The sequence below is a fragment of the Peptococcus simiae genome (genome assembly GCF_046569735.1).
In the GTDB taxonomy this organism is placed as follows: Bacteria; Bacillota; Peptococcia; order Peptococcales; family Peptococcaceae; genus Peptococcus; species Peptococcus simiae_A.
Genome location: NZ_JBKICG010000007.1, coordinates 36,512 through 53,907, shown reverse-complemented (window position 1 = coordinate 53,907; position 17,396 = coordinate 36,512). Strand labels below are relative to the sequence as shown.

General features: G+C 53.7%; 16 protein-coding genes and 1 other annotated feature. All 16 genes read left to right on the top strand.

Going from position 1 to position 17,396, the window contains the following annotated elements:
• Positions 1–181 precede the first annotated feature (181 nt).
• The 16 genes from ACLGL1_RS04315 (at position 182) to rpsG (ending at position 17,387) form a co-directional block, all read left to right on the top strand.
• Entirely contained in the window at positions 182–1,531 is a 1,350-nt protein-coding gene (locus ACLGL1_RS04315) for an acetyl-CoA hydrolase/transferase family protein (protein ID WP_411007544.1), read from the top strand.
• A gap of 222 nt (positions 1,532–1,753) precedes the next feature.
• Positions 1,754–1,903 (top strand): 50S ribosomal protein L33, encoded by a 150-nt coding sequence (gene rpmG / locus ACLGL1_RS04310; protein ID WP_408976523.1) that lies wholly within the window; start codon positions 1,754–1,756, stop codon positions 1,901–1,903.
• A 24-nt stretch (positions 1,904–1,927) separates the two neighbouring features.
• Positions 1,928–2,146: a preprotein translocase subunit SecE gene (gene secE, locus ACLGL1_RS04305; RefSeq protein ID WP_408976524.1), complete on the top strand. Its 219-nt coding sequence runs from the start codon at positions 1,928–1,930 to the stop codon at positions 2,144–2,146.
• 21 nt (positions 2,147–2,167) lie between these two features.
• Positions 2,168–2,725, top strand: coding sequence for a transcription termination/antitermination protein NusG (nusG, locus tag ACLGL1_RS04300; protein ID WP_411007543.1), 558 nt, complete (start codon positions 2,168–2,170; stop codon positions 2,723–2,725).
• A gap of 21 nt (positions 2,726–2,746) precedes the next feature.
• Complete coding sequence (gene rplK / locus ACLGL1_RS04295; RefSeq protein WP_091791118.1) at positions 2,747–3,172, top strand: 50S ribosomal protein L11; 426 nt, start codon at positions 2,747–2,749, stop codon at positions 3,170–3,172.
• Between the two features lie 55 nt (positions 3,173–3,227).
• Positions 3,228–3,920 (top strand): 50S ribosomal protein L1, encoded by a 693-nt coding sequence (gene rplA, locus ACLGL1_RS04290; RefSeq protein ID WP_411007542.1) that lies wholly within the window; start codon positions 3,228–3,230, stop codon positions 3,918–3,920.
• Between the two features lie 4 nt (positions 3,921–3,924).
• Positions 3,925–4,048 (top strand) — a sequence feature (ribosomal protein L10 leader region).
• Positions 4,049–4,087: 39 nt separating this feature from the next.
• On the top strand, positions 4,088–4,591 hold the full coding sequence (gene rplJ, locus ACLGL1_RS04285; RefSeq protein WP_411007541.1) for a 50S ribosomal protein L10: 504 nt from the start codon (positions 4,088–4,090) through the stop codon (positions 4,589–4,591).
• A 31-nt stretch (positions 4,592–4,622) separates the two neighbouring features.
• Complete coding sequence (gene rplL, locus ACLGL1_RS04280; RefSeq protein ID WP_411007540.1) at positions 4,623–4,997, top strand: 50S ribosomal protein L7/L12; 375 nt, start codon at positions 4,623–4,625, stop codon at positions 4,995–4,997.
• 140 nt (positions 4,998–5,137) lie between these two features.
• Positions 5,138–5,968 carry a hypothetical protein gene (locus ACLGL1_RS04275; protein ID WP_411007539.1) on the top strand — a complete coding sequence of 277 codons (831 nt, stop codon included), beginning with the start codon at positions 5,138–5,140 and terminating at the stop codon, positions 5,966–5,968.
• A 113-nt stretch (positions 5,969–6,081) separates the two neighbouring features.
• Positions 6,082–6,552, top strand: a complete 471-nt coding sequence (locus ACLGL1_RS04270) for a hypothetical protein (RefSeq protein ID WP_411007538.1) — start codon at positions 6,082–6,084, stop codon at positions 6,550–6,552.
• Positions 6,553–6,930: 378 nt separating this feature from the next.
• Positions 6,931–8,307: a TrpB-like pyridoxal phosphate-dependent enzyme gene (locus ACLGL1_RS04265; RefSeq protein WP_411007537.1), complete on the top strand. Its 1,377-nt coding sequence runs from the start codon at positions 6,931–6,933 to the stop codon at positions 8,305–8,307.
• A gap of 36 nt (positions 8,308–8,343) precedes the next feature.
• Complete coding sequence (locus ACLGL1_RS04260; RefSeq protein WP_411007583.1) at positions 8,344–9,030, top strand: CpXC domain-containing protein; 687 nt, start codon at positions 8,344–8,346, stop codon at positions 9,028–9,030.
• Positions 9,031–9,364: 334 nt separating this feature from the next.
• Complete coding sequence (gene rpoB, locus ACLGL1_RS04255; RefSeq protein WP_411007582.1) at positions 9,365–12,703, top strand: DNA-directed RNA polymerase subunit beta; 3,339 nt, start codon at positions 9,365–9,367, stop codon at positions 12,701–12,703.
• Positions 12,704–12,732: 29 nt separating this feature from the next.
• A complete protein-coding gene (gene rpoC, locus ACLGL1_RS04250; protein WP_411007536.1) occupies positions 12,733–16,308 on the top strand; it encodes a DNA-directed RNA polymerase subunit beta' in 3,576 nt (1,191 codons plus the stop codon).
• 205 nt (positions 16,309–16,513) lie between these two features.
• Positions 16,514–16,888 (top strand): 30S ribosomal protein S12, encoded by a 375-nt coding sequence (gene rpsL, locus ACLGL1_RS04245; protein WP_411007535.1) that lies wholly within the window; start codon positions 16,514–16,516, stop codon positions 16,886–16,888.
• 28 nt (positions 16,889–16,916) lie between these two features.
• A complete protein-coding gene (gene rpsG / locus ACLGL1_RS04240; protein ID WP_408976534.1) occupies positions 16,917–17,387 on the top strand; it encodes a 30S ribosomal protein S7 in 471 nt (156 codons plus the stop codon).
• Positions 17,388–17,396: the final 9 nt, after the last annotated feature.

The following is a 17,396-nucleotide window of genomic DNA, read 5'->3' as shown; positions in this document are numbered from 1 at the left end:
AGTAAAACTATCTGAACATTGTGCCAATCGCCGCCACTTGTTATAATAAATAAAGATAGAAGGGCGAGTGGATAGATAAAACGTGCCAATATTCACAAAATCTCTTTTCATTTGCCCGGCTAGGACTTATACTAGAGATAATGAATGTTAATCGTTACTAGCTTTACCCAAGGAGGATCCTATGACCTATCAAGAACTCTATCAAAAAAAACTGACCAGTCCGGAAGAAGCGGTTAAAGTCGTAAAAAGTGGCGATTGGGTTGAGTACGGGGCCTTTGCCGGCCAGGCCTATGCCCTGGACGCTGCCCTGACCGCCCGGGCTGATGAGCTGGAAGATGTGAAAATTCGCGGCTGCTGCACCACCATGCCCCCGAAAATCATCGAAGCGGACCCGGAAGGCAGACACTTTAACTACTCCAGCTTCCACTTCAGCGGCATTGAACGGAAGCTCGGCCAAAAGGCCCAGGCCTTCTTTGTCCCCATGCTCTTCCACGAATACCCCCGCTACTACCGCCAGGAATTAGACCATGGCGAGGTCAAGAGCAATGTGGTCTTTATTCCGGTTGCCCCCATGGACGCCGCCGGTAACTTTAACTTCGGCCCGGAAGCCTCTCACTTCCATGCCATGGTTGAGGCCGCTGATACCGTTATCGTTGAAGTCAATGCCTCCATGCCCGTTTGCTTTGGCGGCTATGAAGAAAGCGTCCACATCTCTGATGTCGATATCATCGTTGAAAATGACCGTCCCCTAGATGAAGTGCCACCGGCCGGCTTTGGGGATGTTGATAAAAAAGTCGCCGAGTACGTTATGGGTGAGCTCTTTGACGGGGCCTGCATCCAGCTGGGAATTGGTGGTATGCCCAATGCCATCGGAAAGATGATTTCCGAATCGGACCTCAAGGACCTGGGCATCCATACTGAAATGTTCACCGACTCCATGGTTGACATGGTCCTGTCCGGCCGGGTTACCGGGAAACGGAAAAACATCAACCCGGGTAAGCACGTCTACACCTTTGCCATGGGGACCAAGCGCTGTTACGACTTCTTAGATAAGAACACCGCCTGCGCCATCTACCCGGTCAACTATACCAATGACCCCTTTGTGGTTGGCTCCATTGACAACTTTGTCGCCATCAATAACTGCCTGGAAATGGACCTCTATGGCCAGGCTTCTTCTGAAGCTGCCGGCATCAAGCAAATTTCCGGTACCGGCGGCCAGGCCGACTTCATGCTCGGCGCCTACCGGTCCAAGGGCGGGAAGGCCATCATGGCCATGTCCTCAACCGTCACTATGAAGGATGGGACCGTTAAAAGCCGGATCCGCCCGACCTTTGACCCCTATTCCATCGTCACCACCCCCCGGTCCATGATGAACTATGTGGTCACCGAGTATGGGATTGTGAACCTGAAGGCCCGGAGCACCTGGCAACGGGCTGAAGCCCTTATCTCCATTGCCCACCCGGACTTCCGCGAAGACCTCATTAAGGAAGCGGAAAAAATGAATATTTGGCGGAAGAGCAATAAGCGCTAATCCCCTTGTAAGCAAGTGCCACCCTACACCGGGCCGGATCCGGCCCGGTGTAGGGTGGCTTTTCTTTAGGCTGGGCCGCCGACAAAAAGGGAAAAATTGCCGCCAAACCGTGAAAAATCATTGACAAGCGCAGGGCCATTCGGTAAACTATATAAGTGCCTTTTGACGGCACGTCTTTTTATATTGTCAAAAATCCGAAATTCCCCTACGGGAGGTGGAAATATGCGCGTCGGAATTACCCTGGAATGCACCGAATGCAAACGTCGGAATTACCAAACGAATAAAAATAAGAAGAACACTACCGGGCGCCTGGAAGTAAAAAAATACTGCCCCTTCTGCAAATCCCATCAATTGCACAAAGAAACCAAATAACGCTCTTAGGTAAGGATGATTTAAATGAGCAGACAAAAAGGCACCGAGAAGAAAGAGGGCTTTTTCACCCGGGTGAAGAAGAACTTCCGCCTTTCTTTCAGTGAGCTGAAAAAAGTTCACTGGCCCAACCGTCAGGAAACCATTACCTATACCGGTGTTGTTTTGGTCACTGTGGCCATTATCACCACATTGATTTGGGTAGTGGACTCCGGTATTACGGCTGCTTTAGGCTTGTTATTGTAAGAGAGGAGGCCAATCCTCACCATGGCTGACAATAAAAATAAGGCATGGTACGCGATTCATACCTATAGCGGCTACGAGAAGAAGGTCCAAACCACCCTTCTCACTCGTGCCAAAACCATGAACATGGAGGACTACATCCTGCGCTGCATTGTGCCGGAAGAAAAAGTTGCCGAAATGAAAAACGGAGCCAACCGCACCGTTGTCCGGAAACTTTTCCCTGGCTATGTCTTCGTTGAAATGGTCTTAACCGATGAATCATGGTATGTGGTGCGCAATACCACCGGCGTAACCGGCTTTGTAGGTGCGGGCAATAGCCCGGTCCCCTTGCAGGAATACGAGGTGGAGCCGCTCTTGCGTGCTATGGAAGCCGCAGAAGACGGCGAAGCAGCCCCACCGGCAGACCTCGACGCCGAAGTGGGCGATACCGTAGGCTTTACCGATGCGGCCTTTGCTGGCTTTATCGGGACGGTTACGGCCATTGACCAGGACCGCCGCAAAGTCCAAGTGAGCGCCGCCTTGTTTGGTGGACGCGAAACCCAGATGGAAATGGATTTTGATAAAGTCTACGTGAAAAAATAACCTTAATAAGGAGGTGTTTGTATGGCAAAGAAAGTTATCGGCTTTATTAAATTGCAAGTAGAAGCAGGGAAGGCAAATCCTGCACCGCCGGTAGGGCCTGCCTTGGGTCAGCACGGCGTTAACATGATGCAATTCTGCAACGATTTTAACGAACGCACCAAGTCTCAAATGGGGATGCTGATTCCGGTTGAAATCACCGTATATCAGGACCACTCCTTCACTTTCATCACCAAAACCCCGCCGGCAGCTGTCCTGCTTAAGAAAGCAGCTGGCTTAGAACGGGCTTCCGGTGAACCGAATAAAAACAAGGTCGGGAAAGTCACCGAGGCACAAGTCCGGGAAATTGCAGAAACCAAAATGCAAGACTTAAACGCCGCTACCATCGAAACCGCCATGTCCATGATCAAGGGTTCTGCCCGCAGCATGGGGATCGAAGTAGAAGGCTAACTGCGAGACATGTGGGAGGCGAGAGCCGGTTGGACCACAAAGGAGGATAACAAGTATGGCAAAACACGGTAAAAGATATAACGAGAATGCCAAACTCGTTGACCGGAATAAACTATATGAAGTTGACGAAGCCTTTGCGATCGTCAAGCAATATGCCAAGGCAAAGTTCGACGAATCTGTCGAAGTTGCTTTCAAATTAGGCATTGATACCCGTCATGCTGACCAACAAATTCGTAACGCTATGGTGCTTCCGCACGGGACCGGCGTTAGCCGGACCGTCCTGGTCTTCGCTAAAGGCGACAAGGCCAAGGCCGCAGAAGCCGCCGGTGCAGAATTTGTCGGTGCAGAAGACCTGGTAGAGAAGATCAAAGACGGCTGGACCGACTTTGATGTGGCCATTGCTACCCCGGATATGATGGGTACTGTTGGTAAAATCGGGCGGATTTTAGGGCCTAAAGGCTTAATGCCGAACCCGAAAACCGGGACTGTTACCATGGACGTTGAAAATGCCGTTAAGGAAGTTAAGGCCGGTAAGATTGAATACCGGGCTGAAAAAGCCGGCATCATCCACGCCCCTATCGGTAAACTCAGCTTTGAAGAGAATGCACTGAAAGAAAACTTCAATGCCCTGGCTGCGGCCATCATCAAAGCAAAACCGGAATCTCAAAAAGGGACCTATGTTAAGAGCGTCACGCTTTCTACCAGCATGGGGCCTGGGATTAAACTCAACCCCAACCATATTGCTTAATTTGAACTGAATATGTTATCTGCCGGAGACAGCGGGGGCGAAAGCTTAATCATCCTGCCGAGGCGCCAGTTCATCCTTTTGGATGTTTAGGCCTCTGTCTCGCGAGACGAGGCTCTTTCTTTTTGGCAGATACATAAACACTAAATTATGAAAGGGAGGTGAATCTGTTGTCAACCTTTGAAAGCAAAAAACAGATTGTCACCGATTTACAAGAAAAATTCGCGGCAGCCCAAGGTGTTGTTGTCGTTGACTATACCGGTGTAAACGCAAAACAAACGACCGAACTCCGCAAGGCCATGCGGGAAAATAATGTAGACTATGTTGTCGCTAAAAATACCTTGTTCCTCCGTGCGGCTGAAGGGGCCGGCTATACCGGCATGCAAGACATGTTTACCGGGGTTTCCGCTGTTGCCTTCTGTGCAGAAGACGCAGTTAAACCGGCAAACATCATTTCTAAATTTATCAAAGACAATAAAGTCATGGTTGCCAAAGGCGGTATCCTGGAAGGCGAAGTCATCGACGCAGCTAAAGTCGAAGTTCTGGGTAGCCTGCCGTCCAAGGAAGAACTTTTGTCCAAAGTCGCTTCCTGCTTCAAGGGGCCCCTGCAAAACGTTTGCTACGCCCTCGATGCTGTTCGTAAAAAAGCCGAAGAAGAAAACGCAAGCGCGTAAGGCTATATCATAAAAGAAAAGGAGACACATCATGTCTGAAAAAATCACCCAGATCATTGATCTCGTTAAAGAATTATCCGTTGTTGAATTATCCGAACTCGTTTCCACCTTTGAAGAAGAATTCGGCGTAACTGCAGCTGCTCCGGTTGCTGTTGCCGGTGGGGCTGCTGCTGGCGGTGCTGCTGAAGAAGAAAAAACCGAATTCGACCTGGAACTGACTGATGTTGGTGCTACCAAGATCAAAGTCATCAAAGTCGTTCGTGAAATCACCGGCCTTGGCCTCAAAGAAGCTAAGGAAATGGTTGACGGCGCTCCGAAAATGGTTAAAGAAGGTCTTTCCAAGGAAGATGCTGAAGCCGCTAAAGCTAAACTTGAAGAAGTTGGCGCTACCGCTACCCTTAAATAGTTTGCATCCTAACCGTCCTGCCTTGCAGGGCGGTTTTTTGATTTTTTGCTAGGCCTTTTGGAAAAGCTGAAGCTGTTTTTGCCATAGGGGTCTAGGGTATAATAAGCCGACTCAGGGCTAATTGCTAAAGGAGAAGTTCTATGGCTGGTGATTTAAATTATTTTCATATCATTTTTAATGAATTAACGGCGGACATGGGCGAAAGTTTACATGAACGACGTTTTTATACGCCAATATTTTTAAGCTTTGAGCTGGATGCTGAGACCGTTCGGCATCTAGAGGAGGCTATCAGCGCTGTCTTTTATAAAGAGGCGGAAGTACTTGGGCACCTATCTATTGGCGAAGCGCTTTCTCTTTTTCAAGCGGTTATGGCTGATGTCTGGCCGCGGGCAGGCCAACTTCCTCCGGTACAGATATTTTACTGGCTGCATACCTTTGCGAAGTATCGAAAGCCTGAGCTTTATCCTTGGGTGATGGACCTGGCCGGTGATTTGGAAGCCTTGGATAAGGGGTCAGAGTCGAATTCATTTTTTGAAAGTCCTCCGTTAGAAGATCCAACAACTGAAAGGAAAGGAACAATGGATTGTGATTTGAACCTGGTCAAAGCCTGCTTTAACGAATTAGCAGAGTATCTGGGGCATAATGATATCGACCCTAAATTCTTTTGGCTCCTTTGCTTAAATGCAGGATTAACCTTCGATGAGGGGTCGAAACTTTATGCAACCCTAATACAGATTTTTAATGAAGGTCAAGAAGCCTTCGAAAGGTTATCGGAACAGGAAGTCTTGGCCGCCTTTCAAGACCGGCTTAACCAAGCTTTTCCTGGCAGAAGGACCTTTACTAACCAAGAAGTTTACCGGTTTATCCTTGCCCTAGCACAGAAATGGTATCCGCAGGCTTATCCCTTGGCTTGTCGACTTAAAACAGGCCTGTTAAAAGAGGCCTCCGGATTCTGGATGGATGAGGCCTAGGATAATTTAGATTCAGTTGACTTATAGGCCCTTTCCTAGGCTGTTTTTTGCCTGGATTTGACGGCTCCGGCCCTCTTTTCTTATAATACGGGTAGTAGAAAAGGAGGGGGCTTATGGGAAACAAGTGGCGGTCGGTTAGCCGGCTTTATGATGGTCTGGTCATCATCACCCTGCTGGATATTTTATTTGTCTTTTTTGTCCAAACCACGCTCAGCGAGGCCTTTTTACGCTTTGAATTAAAGGGGCTCTACGGCTTTTACCTCCAGCTGGCCCTGCCCTGGGCCTATATGGGGACTGGCCTTCTTTTGGGTCTGACGGTGGCTGATCGGCTGGGTCTTCGGCTGGCCAAGGGCCGGCGGCGGGTCTGGCGGCTTTTGGGCCTGGCCATCCTGGTTGGCTATGCCGGGGTCATCGGCTGGCATATCTACAGCCGGGGCGACTGGCCCATGAATACCCTGATTTTGACCGGTTGGGTCAATTGGATTTGCGCCGCCCTCGGCCTGGCCTTTAGCCCGGCCCTGCTCCCGGTGAAGGAAGAGGCAGTGGCAGAGGAGGAGGATCCGTCGGAAGATTTTTATTTTTAAGGCTTGACTTTAACCGGACGGCCTGCTAAGATACTTTCAACATACAGAAACCTTTGATTGCGAAGAGTAGCTATGGCGAACCCCCCCCAGCGAGTTCCGGATGGTGAGAGCGGAATGGTGGCCGGCATGGTGAATGGACGCATGAGGGCGGAGGGAAAGGCCTGGCCGAGTACTATCCGACGGGACCTTCACCCGTTATCCTAGAAGCGTATATGTTGGTATACGACTGAGTGGGCGTGATTTTATGCGCCAAACCGGGTGGCACCGCAGAGTCCGTCTCTGTCCCGTATTGGGACAGGGGCGTTTTTTTATACCTTGTCCCACAGTCGACCAAGCTGTATGTCAAATTTGGCGAAAGACTGAAAGGATGAGAGAAAAATGACGAAAATCCCTAATCGTATTTACCTGACGGAAGATGAAATGCCGACCCGCTACTACAACCTCCGGGCGGACATGGCCGACAAGCCGCCCCCGCTTTTAAACCCGGCCACCGGCCAGCCCGTCAGCCTGGATGACCTCAAACCCATCTTCTGTGAGGCCCTGGCCCGGCAGGAGCTGGATGATGACACCCCCTATGTGGACATCCCGGAGCCCATTCAGGATTTTTACAAGAAGTACCGGCCCAGCCCCCTCTGCCGGGCCTATAGCCTGGAAAAGTACCTGGATACCCCGGCCAAGATTTACTACAAGTTCGAGGGGAATAACACCAGTGGCAGCCATAAGCTGAACTCGGCTGTGGCCCAGGTTTATTATGCCAAGGAAGAGGGCATCCGCCACCTGACCACCGAAACCGGCGCCGGCCAATGGGGGACGGCCCTGGCTGAAGCCTGTGCCCACTTTGGCATTGACCTGAGCGTCTATATGGTCAAGTGCTCCTATGAGCAAAAGCCCTTCCGCAAGGCCATTATGGAAACCTTTGATAGCCGGGTTATTCCCAGCCCCAGTGAGACCACCGCCGTTGGCCGGCAGATCCTGGCCGACCACCCGGGGACGACCGGCAGCCTGGGTTGTGCCATCGCCGAGGCCGTTGAAGAGGCCACTTCCAGGGAAGATAGCCGCTATGTCCTGGGCTCTGTCTTAAACCAGGTGGTCCTCCACCAGTCCATCATCGGCCTGGAATGTGAAAGGGCCTTTGCCAAGATTGATGACTACCCGGATACCGTCATTGGCTGTGCCGGCGGCGGGTCCAACTTGGGCGGCCTCATTGCCCCGTTTATGCGGGACAAACTCCAGGGTAAATATAATCCAGATATCCTGGCGGTTGAACCGGCCAGCTGCCCGTCCATGACCCGGGGCAGGTACGCTTATGACTTCTGTGACACCGGGGAAATTACTCCCTTGGCTAAGATGTACACCCTGGGGGCCGGCTATATCCCGGCCGCCAGCCACGCCGGTGGCCTCCGCTTCCACGGGATGAGCCCCATCGTTTCCAAGCTCTATGATGACGGCTTTTTACGGGCCAAGAGCTACAAGCAGACGGATATCTTCGCAGCGGCCGTCCTCTTTGCCCGGTTGGAAACCATCCTGCCGGCGCCGGAATCGGCCCATGCCATCAAGGGGGCCATCGATGAGGCCCTGGCCTGTAAGGAAAGCGGCGAGACCAAGACTATCCTCTTTGGCCTGACCGGTACCGGCTACTTTGACATGACCGCCTATGCCGCCTATACTAATCAAACAATGACCGATTACCTACCGACCGACGCTGAACTAGCGGAGGCCCTGGATCGATTACCTGTGGTGCCTGGCCAGGACTAAGCCCTGGCCTCCGCAGGTGGAAATGGAGTGAATGAGATGACAGAAAGTACCATCCGCGGCGAATGCCCCCTTTGCCAGACGGAGATGACCCTAGAACGGCCGGAACTGGTCGAGGCGGAAGAGGATAAAGCACTAAAAGAGAGCATTTTATCCGGTCATTTTTTTAAGGCCCACTGCCCCAGCTGTGACAAGGACTTCATCGCCGCCACCCCCCTGCTCTACTATGACCGGCGGCGGACAGCTATTATCCAGCTGGTACCGGGCTATACCGGGACCGGCCCCCTCTTCGGGGAGGAAATCTTTGCGGCCCTCCAGGTGGCAGACAGTGGCCAGCCGGTCCGGGTCATCCGCCGGGTGGTGACCACCCCGAATGAGCTCACCGAAAAGATCCACCTCCTGGATGCCGGCTACGATGACCGGCTGGTGGAAATTGGCAAGGTCATTGCCCTCCAAGAGGTCAAGGACCAGCTGCCGACCCTAACCGGCCTGCGCCAGGTCCGCTATGCCCCGAAAACAGACCAGCATGAGGCCCGGCTTCTCTTCTTTTATGACGATGAAGTTCCCTCGATGGACTTCCCCCAGTCCTTCTACGATAGCATTGGCTTATCCTTTGCTGAGGCCCTGGCGGAGACAGACCCGAACGAGGACCTGGTGGTCGACACCAATTGGGCTGTCCGCTTCTTGAAAAAGGCCGGCAGCGCCGGCAAAAAGCTCTCAGTTTAAGCAAAAGCAAGTGAATACAGAAGTCTCAATCCAGGGCCTGCCTGGGAAAGCCCCGCCAAAGAGCCAACACCTGCTCTTGGCCGGCCTCCCCGGGCAGGCCCTTTTCTTAGGGTCGGCAGAGGGGGGGAGGGCAAAAAAGCCTTTATTGTAAAATAGCCCTTGACAATTCAGCCCACATAGCCTATCATTGTTAGGCTAATGATAAAATGGAATTCTTTTACACTATTCATCTATTGCGCAAGGTATATCATGTCAGTAAGGGGTGACCGCATTGCCAGACCAACAGGGCCATGCACTTAGGACCCGCAAATCATTTGCGGAAATCGACGAGATTATGGATATGCCCAATCTCATTGCCATTCAGAGAAATTCTTATGAATGGTTTTTGAATGAGGGCTTGGGAGAAACCTTTGCCGAGGTATCCCCTATCCAGGATTTTACCGACACATTGGAACTCAATTTTGACACCTTCGAATTCGGGGAGCCAAAATACGATGTCAAGGAATGTAAAGACCGCGATGCCACTTACGCGGCGCCGTTGCGCATGAAGGTCCAGCTGCTCAATAAGGAAACCGGTGAAATTAAGGAGCAGGAAGTCTTTATGGGAGACTTCCCCCTCATGACCGAAAACGGGACCTTTGTCATTAATGGGGCTGAACGGGTTATCGTCAGCCAGTTGGTGCGGAGCCCGGGGGTCTATTTCCACCGGGACATTGACCAGTCCGGTCGGAAACTCTATAGCTGCACCGTCATTCCCAACCGTGGGGCCTGGCTCGAACTTGAGTCCGATGCCTCAGGGGTTATTCATGTGCGCTTAGACCGGACCCGTAAGTTGCCAGCCTCTATCTTTTTACGGGCTATGGGCTTTGGAGACTCCAAGGAAATCCAGGCCCTTTTTAAAAACCTTGATTTTGCTGGCGAGGGGGCCCTAGAAGACCTTTTGGCGCCGACTTTTAATAAGGATAACTTTAAGGACAAAGACCGGGAAACCAATGAAGCGGAGGCCTTAATTGAAATCTACAAACGCTTACGCCCCGGTGATCCGCCGACCGTCGAGAGTGCCCGGAACTTACTCCAGTCCCTCTTCTTCGACCACAAACGGTATGACCTGGCCAAGGTGGGCCGGTATAAAATCAATAAAAAACTAAACTTGGATATTGATCCGAGTGTCAAAAACTTAACCAAGGAAGATGTCATTGCCACCTATAGCTACATGATTGGCCTGATAGCTGAAATGCCCGGCTATGAAGTGGACGACATCGACCACCTGGGCAACCGGCGGATCCGGTCTGTCGGAGAACTCCTCCAGAACCAGTTCCGGATTGGTTTAACCCGGATGGAACGGAATGTCCGGGAGCGGATGACCACCCAGGACCCCACCAATGTGACCCCCCAGGCCCTCTTGAATATCCGGCCTGTGGTGGCTTCCATTAAAGAGTTCTTCGGGTCCTCCCAGCTGTCCCAGTTTATGGACCAAATCAACCCCCTGGCTGAATTGACCCATAAGAGACGGCTATCTGCCCTAGGGCCCGGCGGGCTTTCCCGTGAACGGGCCGGCTTCGAAGTCCGGGACGTTCACCACTCCCACTATGGCCGGATGTGCCCCATTGAAACCCCTGAAGGGCCGAATATCGGGCTAATCAACTCCCTGGCCACCTATGGCCGGGTCAATGAATATGGTTTTATTGAAACCCCCTACCGGAAGGTAGTTGCCGGCACCGGCCAGGTCACCGATGAAATCGAGTACCTGACTGCCGATGTGGAAGATAAGTACACCATCGCCCAGGCCAACACCCGGTTAGATGAAAACGCTCATATTATAGATGACAAGGTTGACGCCCGCCGTGGAGACGAAAACATCGTCGTCGGCATGGAAGAAATCGAGTACATGGACGTATCACCGAAACAGGTGGTCTCCATTGCAACAGCCCTGATTCCCTTCCTGGAACACGACGACGCCAACCGGGCCCTCATGGGGACCAACATGCAGCGGCAGGCGGTGCCCCTTTTGGTCACCGAAGCCCCCTATGTCGGCACCGGGATGGAACACAAGGCCGCCTACGACTCCGGCGTCTTGGCCATTGCCAAGCATGCCGGGACCGTAACCTTTGTCAGCGCGGACAAGATCAGCATCCTAGGCGACGGTGGCGAACGGACCGACTACCCCCTGACCAAGTTCAAGGGGTCCAACCAGGGGACCTGTATCAACCAGCGGGTCCTGGTTTCCAAGGGGCAACATGTCCAAGCTGGGGATATCCTGGCCGATGGCCCCTCTACCGATGACGGGGAACTGGCCCTGGGCCGGAACGCCCTCATCGCCTTCATGAACTGGGAAGGCTACAACTACGAGGACGCCGTCCTGATCAGCGAACGGCTGGTCAAGGAAGACGTTTACACCTCTATCCATATTGATGAATTCGAAAGTGATTCCCGGGATACCAAACTGGGGCCGGAAGAAATCACCCGGGACATCCCCAACGTAGGTGAAGATGTCCTGAAAAACCTGGATGACCACGGGATCGTCCGCATTGGGGCGGAAATCCATGCCGGGGATATCCTGGTCGGCAAGGTCACCCCGAAGGGGGAAACCGAGCTCTCTGCAGAAGAGCGCCTGCTCCGAGCCATCTTTGGTGAAAAGGCCCGGGAAGTTCGGGATACCTCCCTCCGGGTCCCCCACGGGGAAAGTGGAATCGTCGTCGACGTCAAGGTCTTCACCCGGGAAAACGGTGACGAATTGGCCCCCGGCATTAATGAAGAAGTCCGGGTTTACGTGGCCCAAAAACGTAAAATTTCCCAAGGGGATAAGATGGCCGGCCGCCATGGGAACAAGGGGGTCGTCTCCCGGATCCTGCCGGAATGCGACATGCCCTTCCTGCCCGACGGGACCCCGGTCGATATCGTCCTGAACCCCCTCGGGGTGCCGAGCCGGATGAACATCGGCCAGGTCCTGGAAGTCCACCTGGGCATGGCTGCCCGGGCCCTGGGTGTTCACTTTGCGACCTCCGTTTTTGACGGGGCCACAGAGGAAGATATTGCCGACCAGCTGAAAGCTGCCGGCTACGATAAGAGCGGGAAGTTCCGCCTCCGGGACGGCCGGAGTGGGGAATACTTCGATAACCCGGTGACCGTCGGCTGCATGTACTATCTCAAGCTGGCCCACCTGGTTGACGATAAGATCCACGCCCGGTCCACCGGCCCCTACTCCCTGGTCACCCAGCAGCCTCTGGGCGGTAAAGCCCAATTCGGGGGGCAGCGGTTCGGGGAAATGGAAGTTTGGGCCTTGGAAGCTTACGGGGCCTCCCATACCCTCCAGGAAATCCTGACCGTCAAGTCTGACGATGTCGTCGGCCGGGTGGAAACCTACGAAGCCATCGTCAAAGGGGAAAACCTCCCTGAAGCCGGTGTGCCGGAAGCCTTCAAGGTCTTAATCAAGGAATTACAGTCCCTGGCCCTGGATGTCCGGATTTTAGACGAAAACGACCAGGAAATTGACATGTCTGAAGAGGCGGTTGACTTCAATGAAACCGCTAAAGACCTGGGCGTTGTCGTACCGGAAAGCGATGAAAATAAAAACGAAGACGGTGACAACCAGGATGATGAAGATTCTTCTGACACCGGCGACGTGAACCAATATTTTATTATAGAAGAAACAGATGATACAGATCGGGCGTAAGGGGAACAGAAAGGAAAGGAGCACTTCGCTTGGGTAATATTAACCACGTTGATCACATTACCATCGGCTTGGCCAGCGCCGAAACCATTCGGGGTTGGTCCAGCGGCGAGGTCAAAAAACCGGAAACCATCAACTACCGGACCTTAAAGCCGGAGCGGGACGGTCTCTTTTGCGAGCGGATTTTTGGCCCTAAGAAAGACTGGGAGTGTAACTGCGGTAAATATAAGCGGATCAGATACAAAGGCGTTATCTGTGACCGCTGCGGGGTAGAAGTGACCAAGTCATCTGTGCGGCGTGAACGCATGGGTCATATTGAACTGGCTGCCCCCTGTACTCATATCTGGTATTTCAAGGGGATCCCCAGCCGGATGGGCCTGGTCTTGAACATGAGCCCCCGCCAGCTGGAACGGGTCATTTACTTTGTCAGTTATATCGTCATTGACCCCGGTGATGAAGCCGTCACCGGCTTACAAAAGTACCAAATTCTCTCCGAAGCGGAATACCGTAAGGCCCGCCAAGAGCACGGCATGAACTTCACCGCCGGCATTGGCGCCGAAGCGGTCAAGACCCTTTTGGAAGAAATCGACCTGGACCAGGTCTCTCAAGAGCTCCAGGAAGAAGTCCAAAATACCAGCGGCCAGCGCCAGGTCAAGGCCACCCGCCGGCTGGAAGTGGTCGAAGGGATGCGGGTGTCTAAGAACAATCCGGCCTGGATGGTCTTGGATGTCCTGCCCGTTATCCCGCCGGACCTCCGCCCCATGGTCCAATTGGACGGGGGCCGGTTCGCCACCAGTGACTTAAACGACCTCTACCGCCGGGTCATCAACCGGAACAACCGGTTGAAACGCCTCCTGGACCTGGGCGCCCCGGATATCATTGTCCGCAATGAAAAGCGGATGCTCCAGGAAGCCGTCGACGCCTTGATTGATAACGGCCGTCGCGGCCGGGCTGTGACCGGCCCGGGCAACCGCCCCTTAAAGAGCCTATCAGACATGCTCAAGGGGAAACAGGGCCGGTTCCGGCAGAACCTCTTAGGGAAACGGGTCGACTATTCCGGCCGGTCTGTTATCGTCGTTGGGCCGGAGCTGAAGATGCACCAGTGCGGCCTGCCCAAGGAAATGGCTGTCGAGCTCTTCAAACCCTTCGTTATGCGGGAACTGGTAGAAGACGGGACCGCCCATAACGTTAAGTCCGCCAAGCGGATGGTGGAACGGTTGGACCCGGTCATCTGGGACGTCCTGGAAAAGGTCATCAGAGACCACCCGGTCCTCTTAAACCGGGCCCCGACCCTCCACCGCCTGGGGATCCAGGCCTTTGAACCGGTCCTGGTCGAAGGCCGGGCCTTAAAGCTCCACCCCCTGGCCTGTACCGCCTATAACGCTGACTTTGACGGGGACCAGATGGCTGTTCACGTGCCCCTGTCCACCGAAGCCCAGGCCGAAGCCCGTATCCTCATGCTGGCGGCCAACAACATCTTAAACCCCAAAGACGGCCGCCCGGTCACCGTACCGACCCAGGACATGGTCTTGGGGAGCTACTACCTGACCATCCTCCGGCCGGATGCCCCGGGGACCGGCAAGCGCTTTGCCAATGCCACCGAGGCTAAGCTGGCCTATGATGCCGGCGCCGTCCATATCCAGGCCCTTATCAAGGTGCGGATGCCTGACGGCCGTATGGTCGAAACCAGCGTCGGCCGGCTCATCTTCAACCAGCCGATTCCGGATGAAGTGGGCTATATCAACGAAGTGGTCGGTAAAAAGCAACTCGGCAATATTGTCGACCGGTGCTTCCGCCGCTTAGGGGCCAGCAAAACCGCTGAAATGCTCGATGGGATCAAGAGCCAGGGCTATAAGTACTCCACCCAGGCCGGGATTTCCATCGGTTACACAGATATCGTTATTCCGGATGAAAAACCCCTTTTACTGGCCGATGCCGATAAGGAAATCAGCCGGATTGAAACCAAGTTCCGCCGGGGGCTCATCACCGATGACGAACGCTACCAGTTGGTCATCGGCGTATGGACCCGGGCAACCGATGCCATTGGGGAAGCCCTCCTGGCCAACTTGGACACCTTTAACCCCATCAACATGATGGCCACCTCCGGGGCCCGGGGGAACAACCAGCAAATCCGCCAGTTGGCCGGCATGCGGGGCCTCATGGCCGACCCCTCCGGGAAGACCATCGAAATGCCCATCAAGGCCAACTTCCGCGAAGGCCTCACCGTCCTGGAATACTTTATTTCCAGCCACGGGGCCCGGAAGGGGCTGGCCGATACCGCCCTGCGGACTGCTGACTCCGGTTACCTGACCCGCCGCCTGGTTGACGTGGCCCAGGACGTTATCGTCCGGGAAATCGACTGCGGCACTGACCAGGGTCTGACCGTCCGCGCCATCATGAATGGGTCTGAAACCATTGAACCCCTCTGGGAACGGATTGCCGGTCGGATTTTAGTGGACCCGGTCTGCCATCCGGAAACCGGTGAAGTGCTCGCTGAAGCCGGTGCCTACCTGAATGATGACGAAGCCAAGGCCATTGAAGCCGCCGGCGTCAAAGAAGTCGTCATCCGCAGCGCCCTGACCTGCCACAGCCGCCATGGGGTTTGTGCCCATTGTTACGGGCGCAACCTGGCCACCGGCCAGATGGTTGACGTCGGGGAAGCTGTCGGTACCGTCGCCGCCCAATCCATCGGGGAGCCGGGGACCCAGCTCACCATGCGGACCTTCCATACCGGGGGGATCGCCGGTGGGGACATCACCCAGGGGCTCCCCCGGGTTGAAGAGCTCTTTGAAGCCCGGAAACCAAAAGGGGAAGCGGTCATCAGCCATGTGGACGGGACTGTTGAAATGGGCGAAAAAGACGGCCTGACCCTGGTCATGGTCCGGTCTGATGACGCCAAGGTCGATGAATATAAGATTCCTTTCGGCGCCCATGTCTTAGTGGGCGAAGGGGACCAGGTCGTTGCCGGCCAAGTCCTGACCGAGGGGTCCATCAACCCCAAAGAACTCCTGAGCGTGACCGGCGAAATCAGCGTCCAGGAATACCTCTTACAGGAAGTGCAAAAGGTCTACCGCCTGCAGGGGGTAGACATCAACGACAAGCACATTGAAGTCATGGTCCGCCAGATGATGCGGAAGGTCAAAGTTGACGACCCGGGCGACAGCCAATTCATTGCCGGCGCCCAGGTAGACATCATCGACTACTATGTGGCCAACCGCCAACTGCGGGAAGCAGGCAAGCAAGAAGCCCGTGGTGAAGTCCAGCTCCTGGGGATCACCAAGGCCGCCCTGGCCACAGAAAGCTTCTTGTCTGCCGCTTCCTTCCAGGAGACTACCAAGGTCTTAACCGATGCGGCCATCAAGGGTAAGAGCGACTCCCTGGTCGGCCTGAAAGAAAACGTCATCCTAGGGAAACTCATTCCGGCCGGGACCGGCATGCGCCACTACCGGAAAATCAGCCTCGTCGAGGATGAGCCGGAAAATGTCTATGACCTGGAGGAGGCAGAAGAAGGGCTGGCTGTCGATGAAGAAGCCCCGCAAGAGGCCGAAGGCGACAGTGAAGAAGCGGACCAAGAAGAGAAACCCAAGCAACCGCGTGTCTATATTTAATAAGAATAGCCATTGATCTATGGTTGACAAGGAAGCAGGGCCGTGCTATATTAATTTAGTGTCTGTGCATACACAAGAGTATGTGCAGGTGTGTATGTACGGGTGCAAAGCGCTCGCACGAATCAACTGAGCGCTGCACGGCGCTGCCGTTTCCTTGGCCATTTTGGCCATTGAGTCGGCCATATTCAAATAAGGAGGTGGCAGTATGCCAACAATTAACCAGCTGGTGACCCAAGGACGTTCTTCCTCCAAGAAGAAATCCGGTGCTCCAGCCTTACAAAACAACCCGCAAAAACGCGGCTTATGCACAAGAGTGTACACCACGACCCCGAAAAAACCGAACTCTGCCCTACGTAAAGTAGCCCGTGTTCGTTTAACCAATGGGACTGAAGTAACCGTTTACATTCCCGGTATTGGCCATAACTTACAAGAACACTCCGTCGTTCTCGTGCGTGGTGGTCGTGTGCGTGACCTTCCTGGTGTGCGTTATCACTTAGTCCGTGGGACCCTGGACGCTGCAGGGGTTAACGACCGTATGCAAGCCCGTTCCAAATACGGCACCAAACGCCCTAAAAAGTAAGTCAGTAAATATTTGAAAGGAGGCCCCTATGTCCAGAAGAGATCGTGCACCCAAACGTGACGTGTTACCTGATCCGATTTACGGCAGCAAACAAGTCACTAAATTAATCAACCAAGTCATGCTTGACGGTAAAAAAGGCACTGCTGAACGCATTGTTTACGATGCATTCAAAACCGTAGCTGAAAAAACCGGCGAAGAAGCCATTGATGTCTTTGAAGAAGCCTTGAAAAATGTTATGCCTGTTCTTGAAGTTAAAGCCCGCCGTGTCGGTGGTGCCAACTACCAGGTACCGGTAGAAGTGCGTGCAGAACGTCGCCAAACCTTAGGCTTGCGGTGGCTGGTCACCTTTGCCCGTAAACGTGGTGAAAAAACCATGGACGAACGTTTAGCTAACGAATTGATGGATGCTGCAAACAGCACCGGCAATGCCGTTAAGAAAAAAGAAGAAGTCCACCGGATGGCTGAAGCCAATAAAGCTTTCGCTCACTATCGGTGGTAATAATAATAT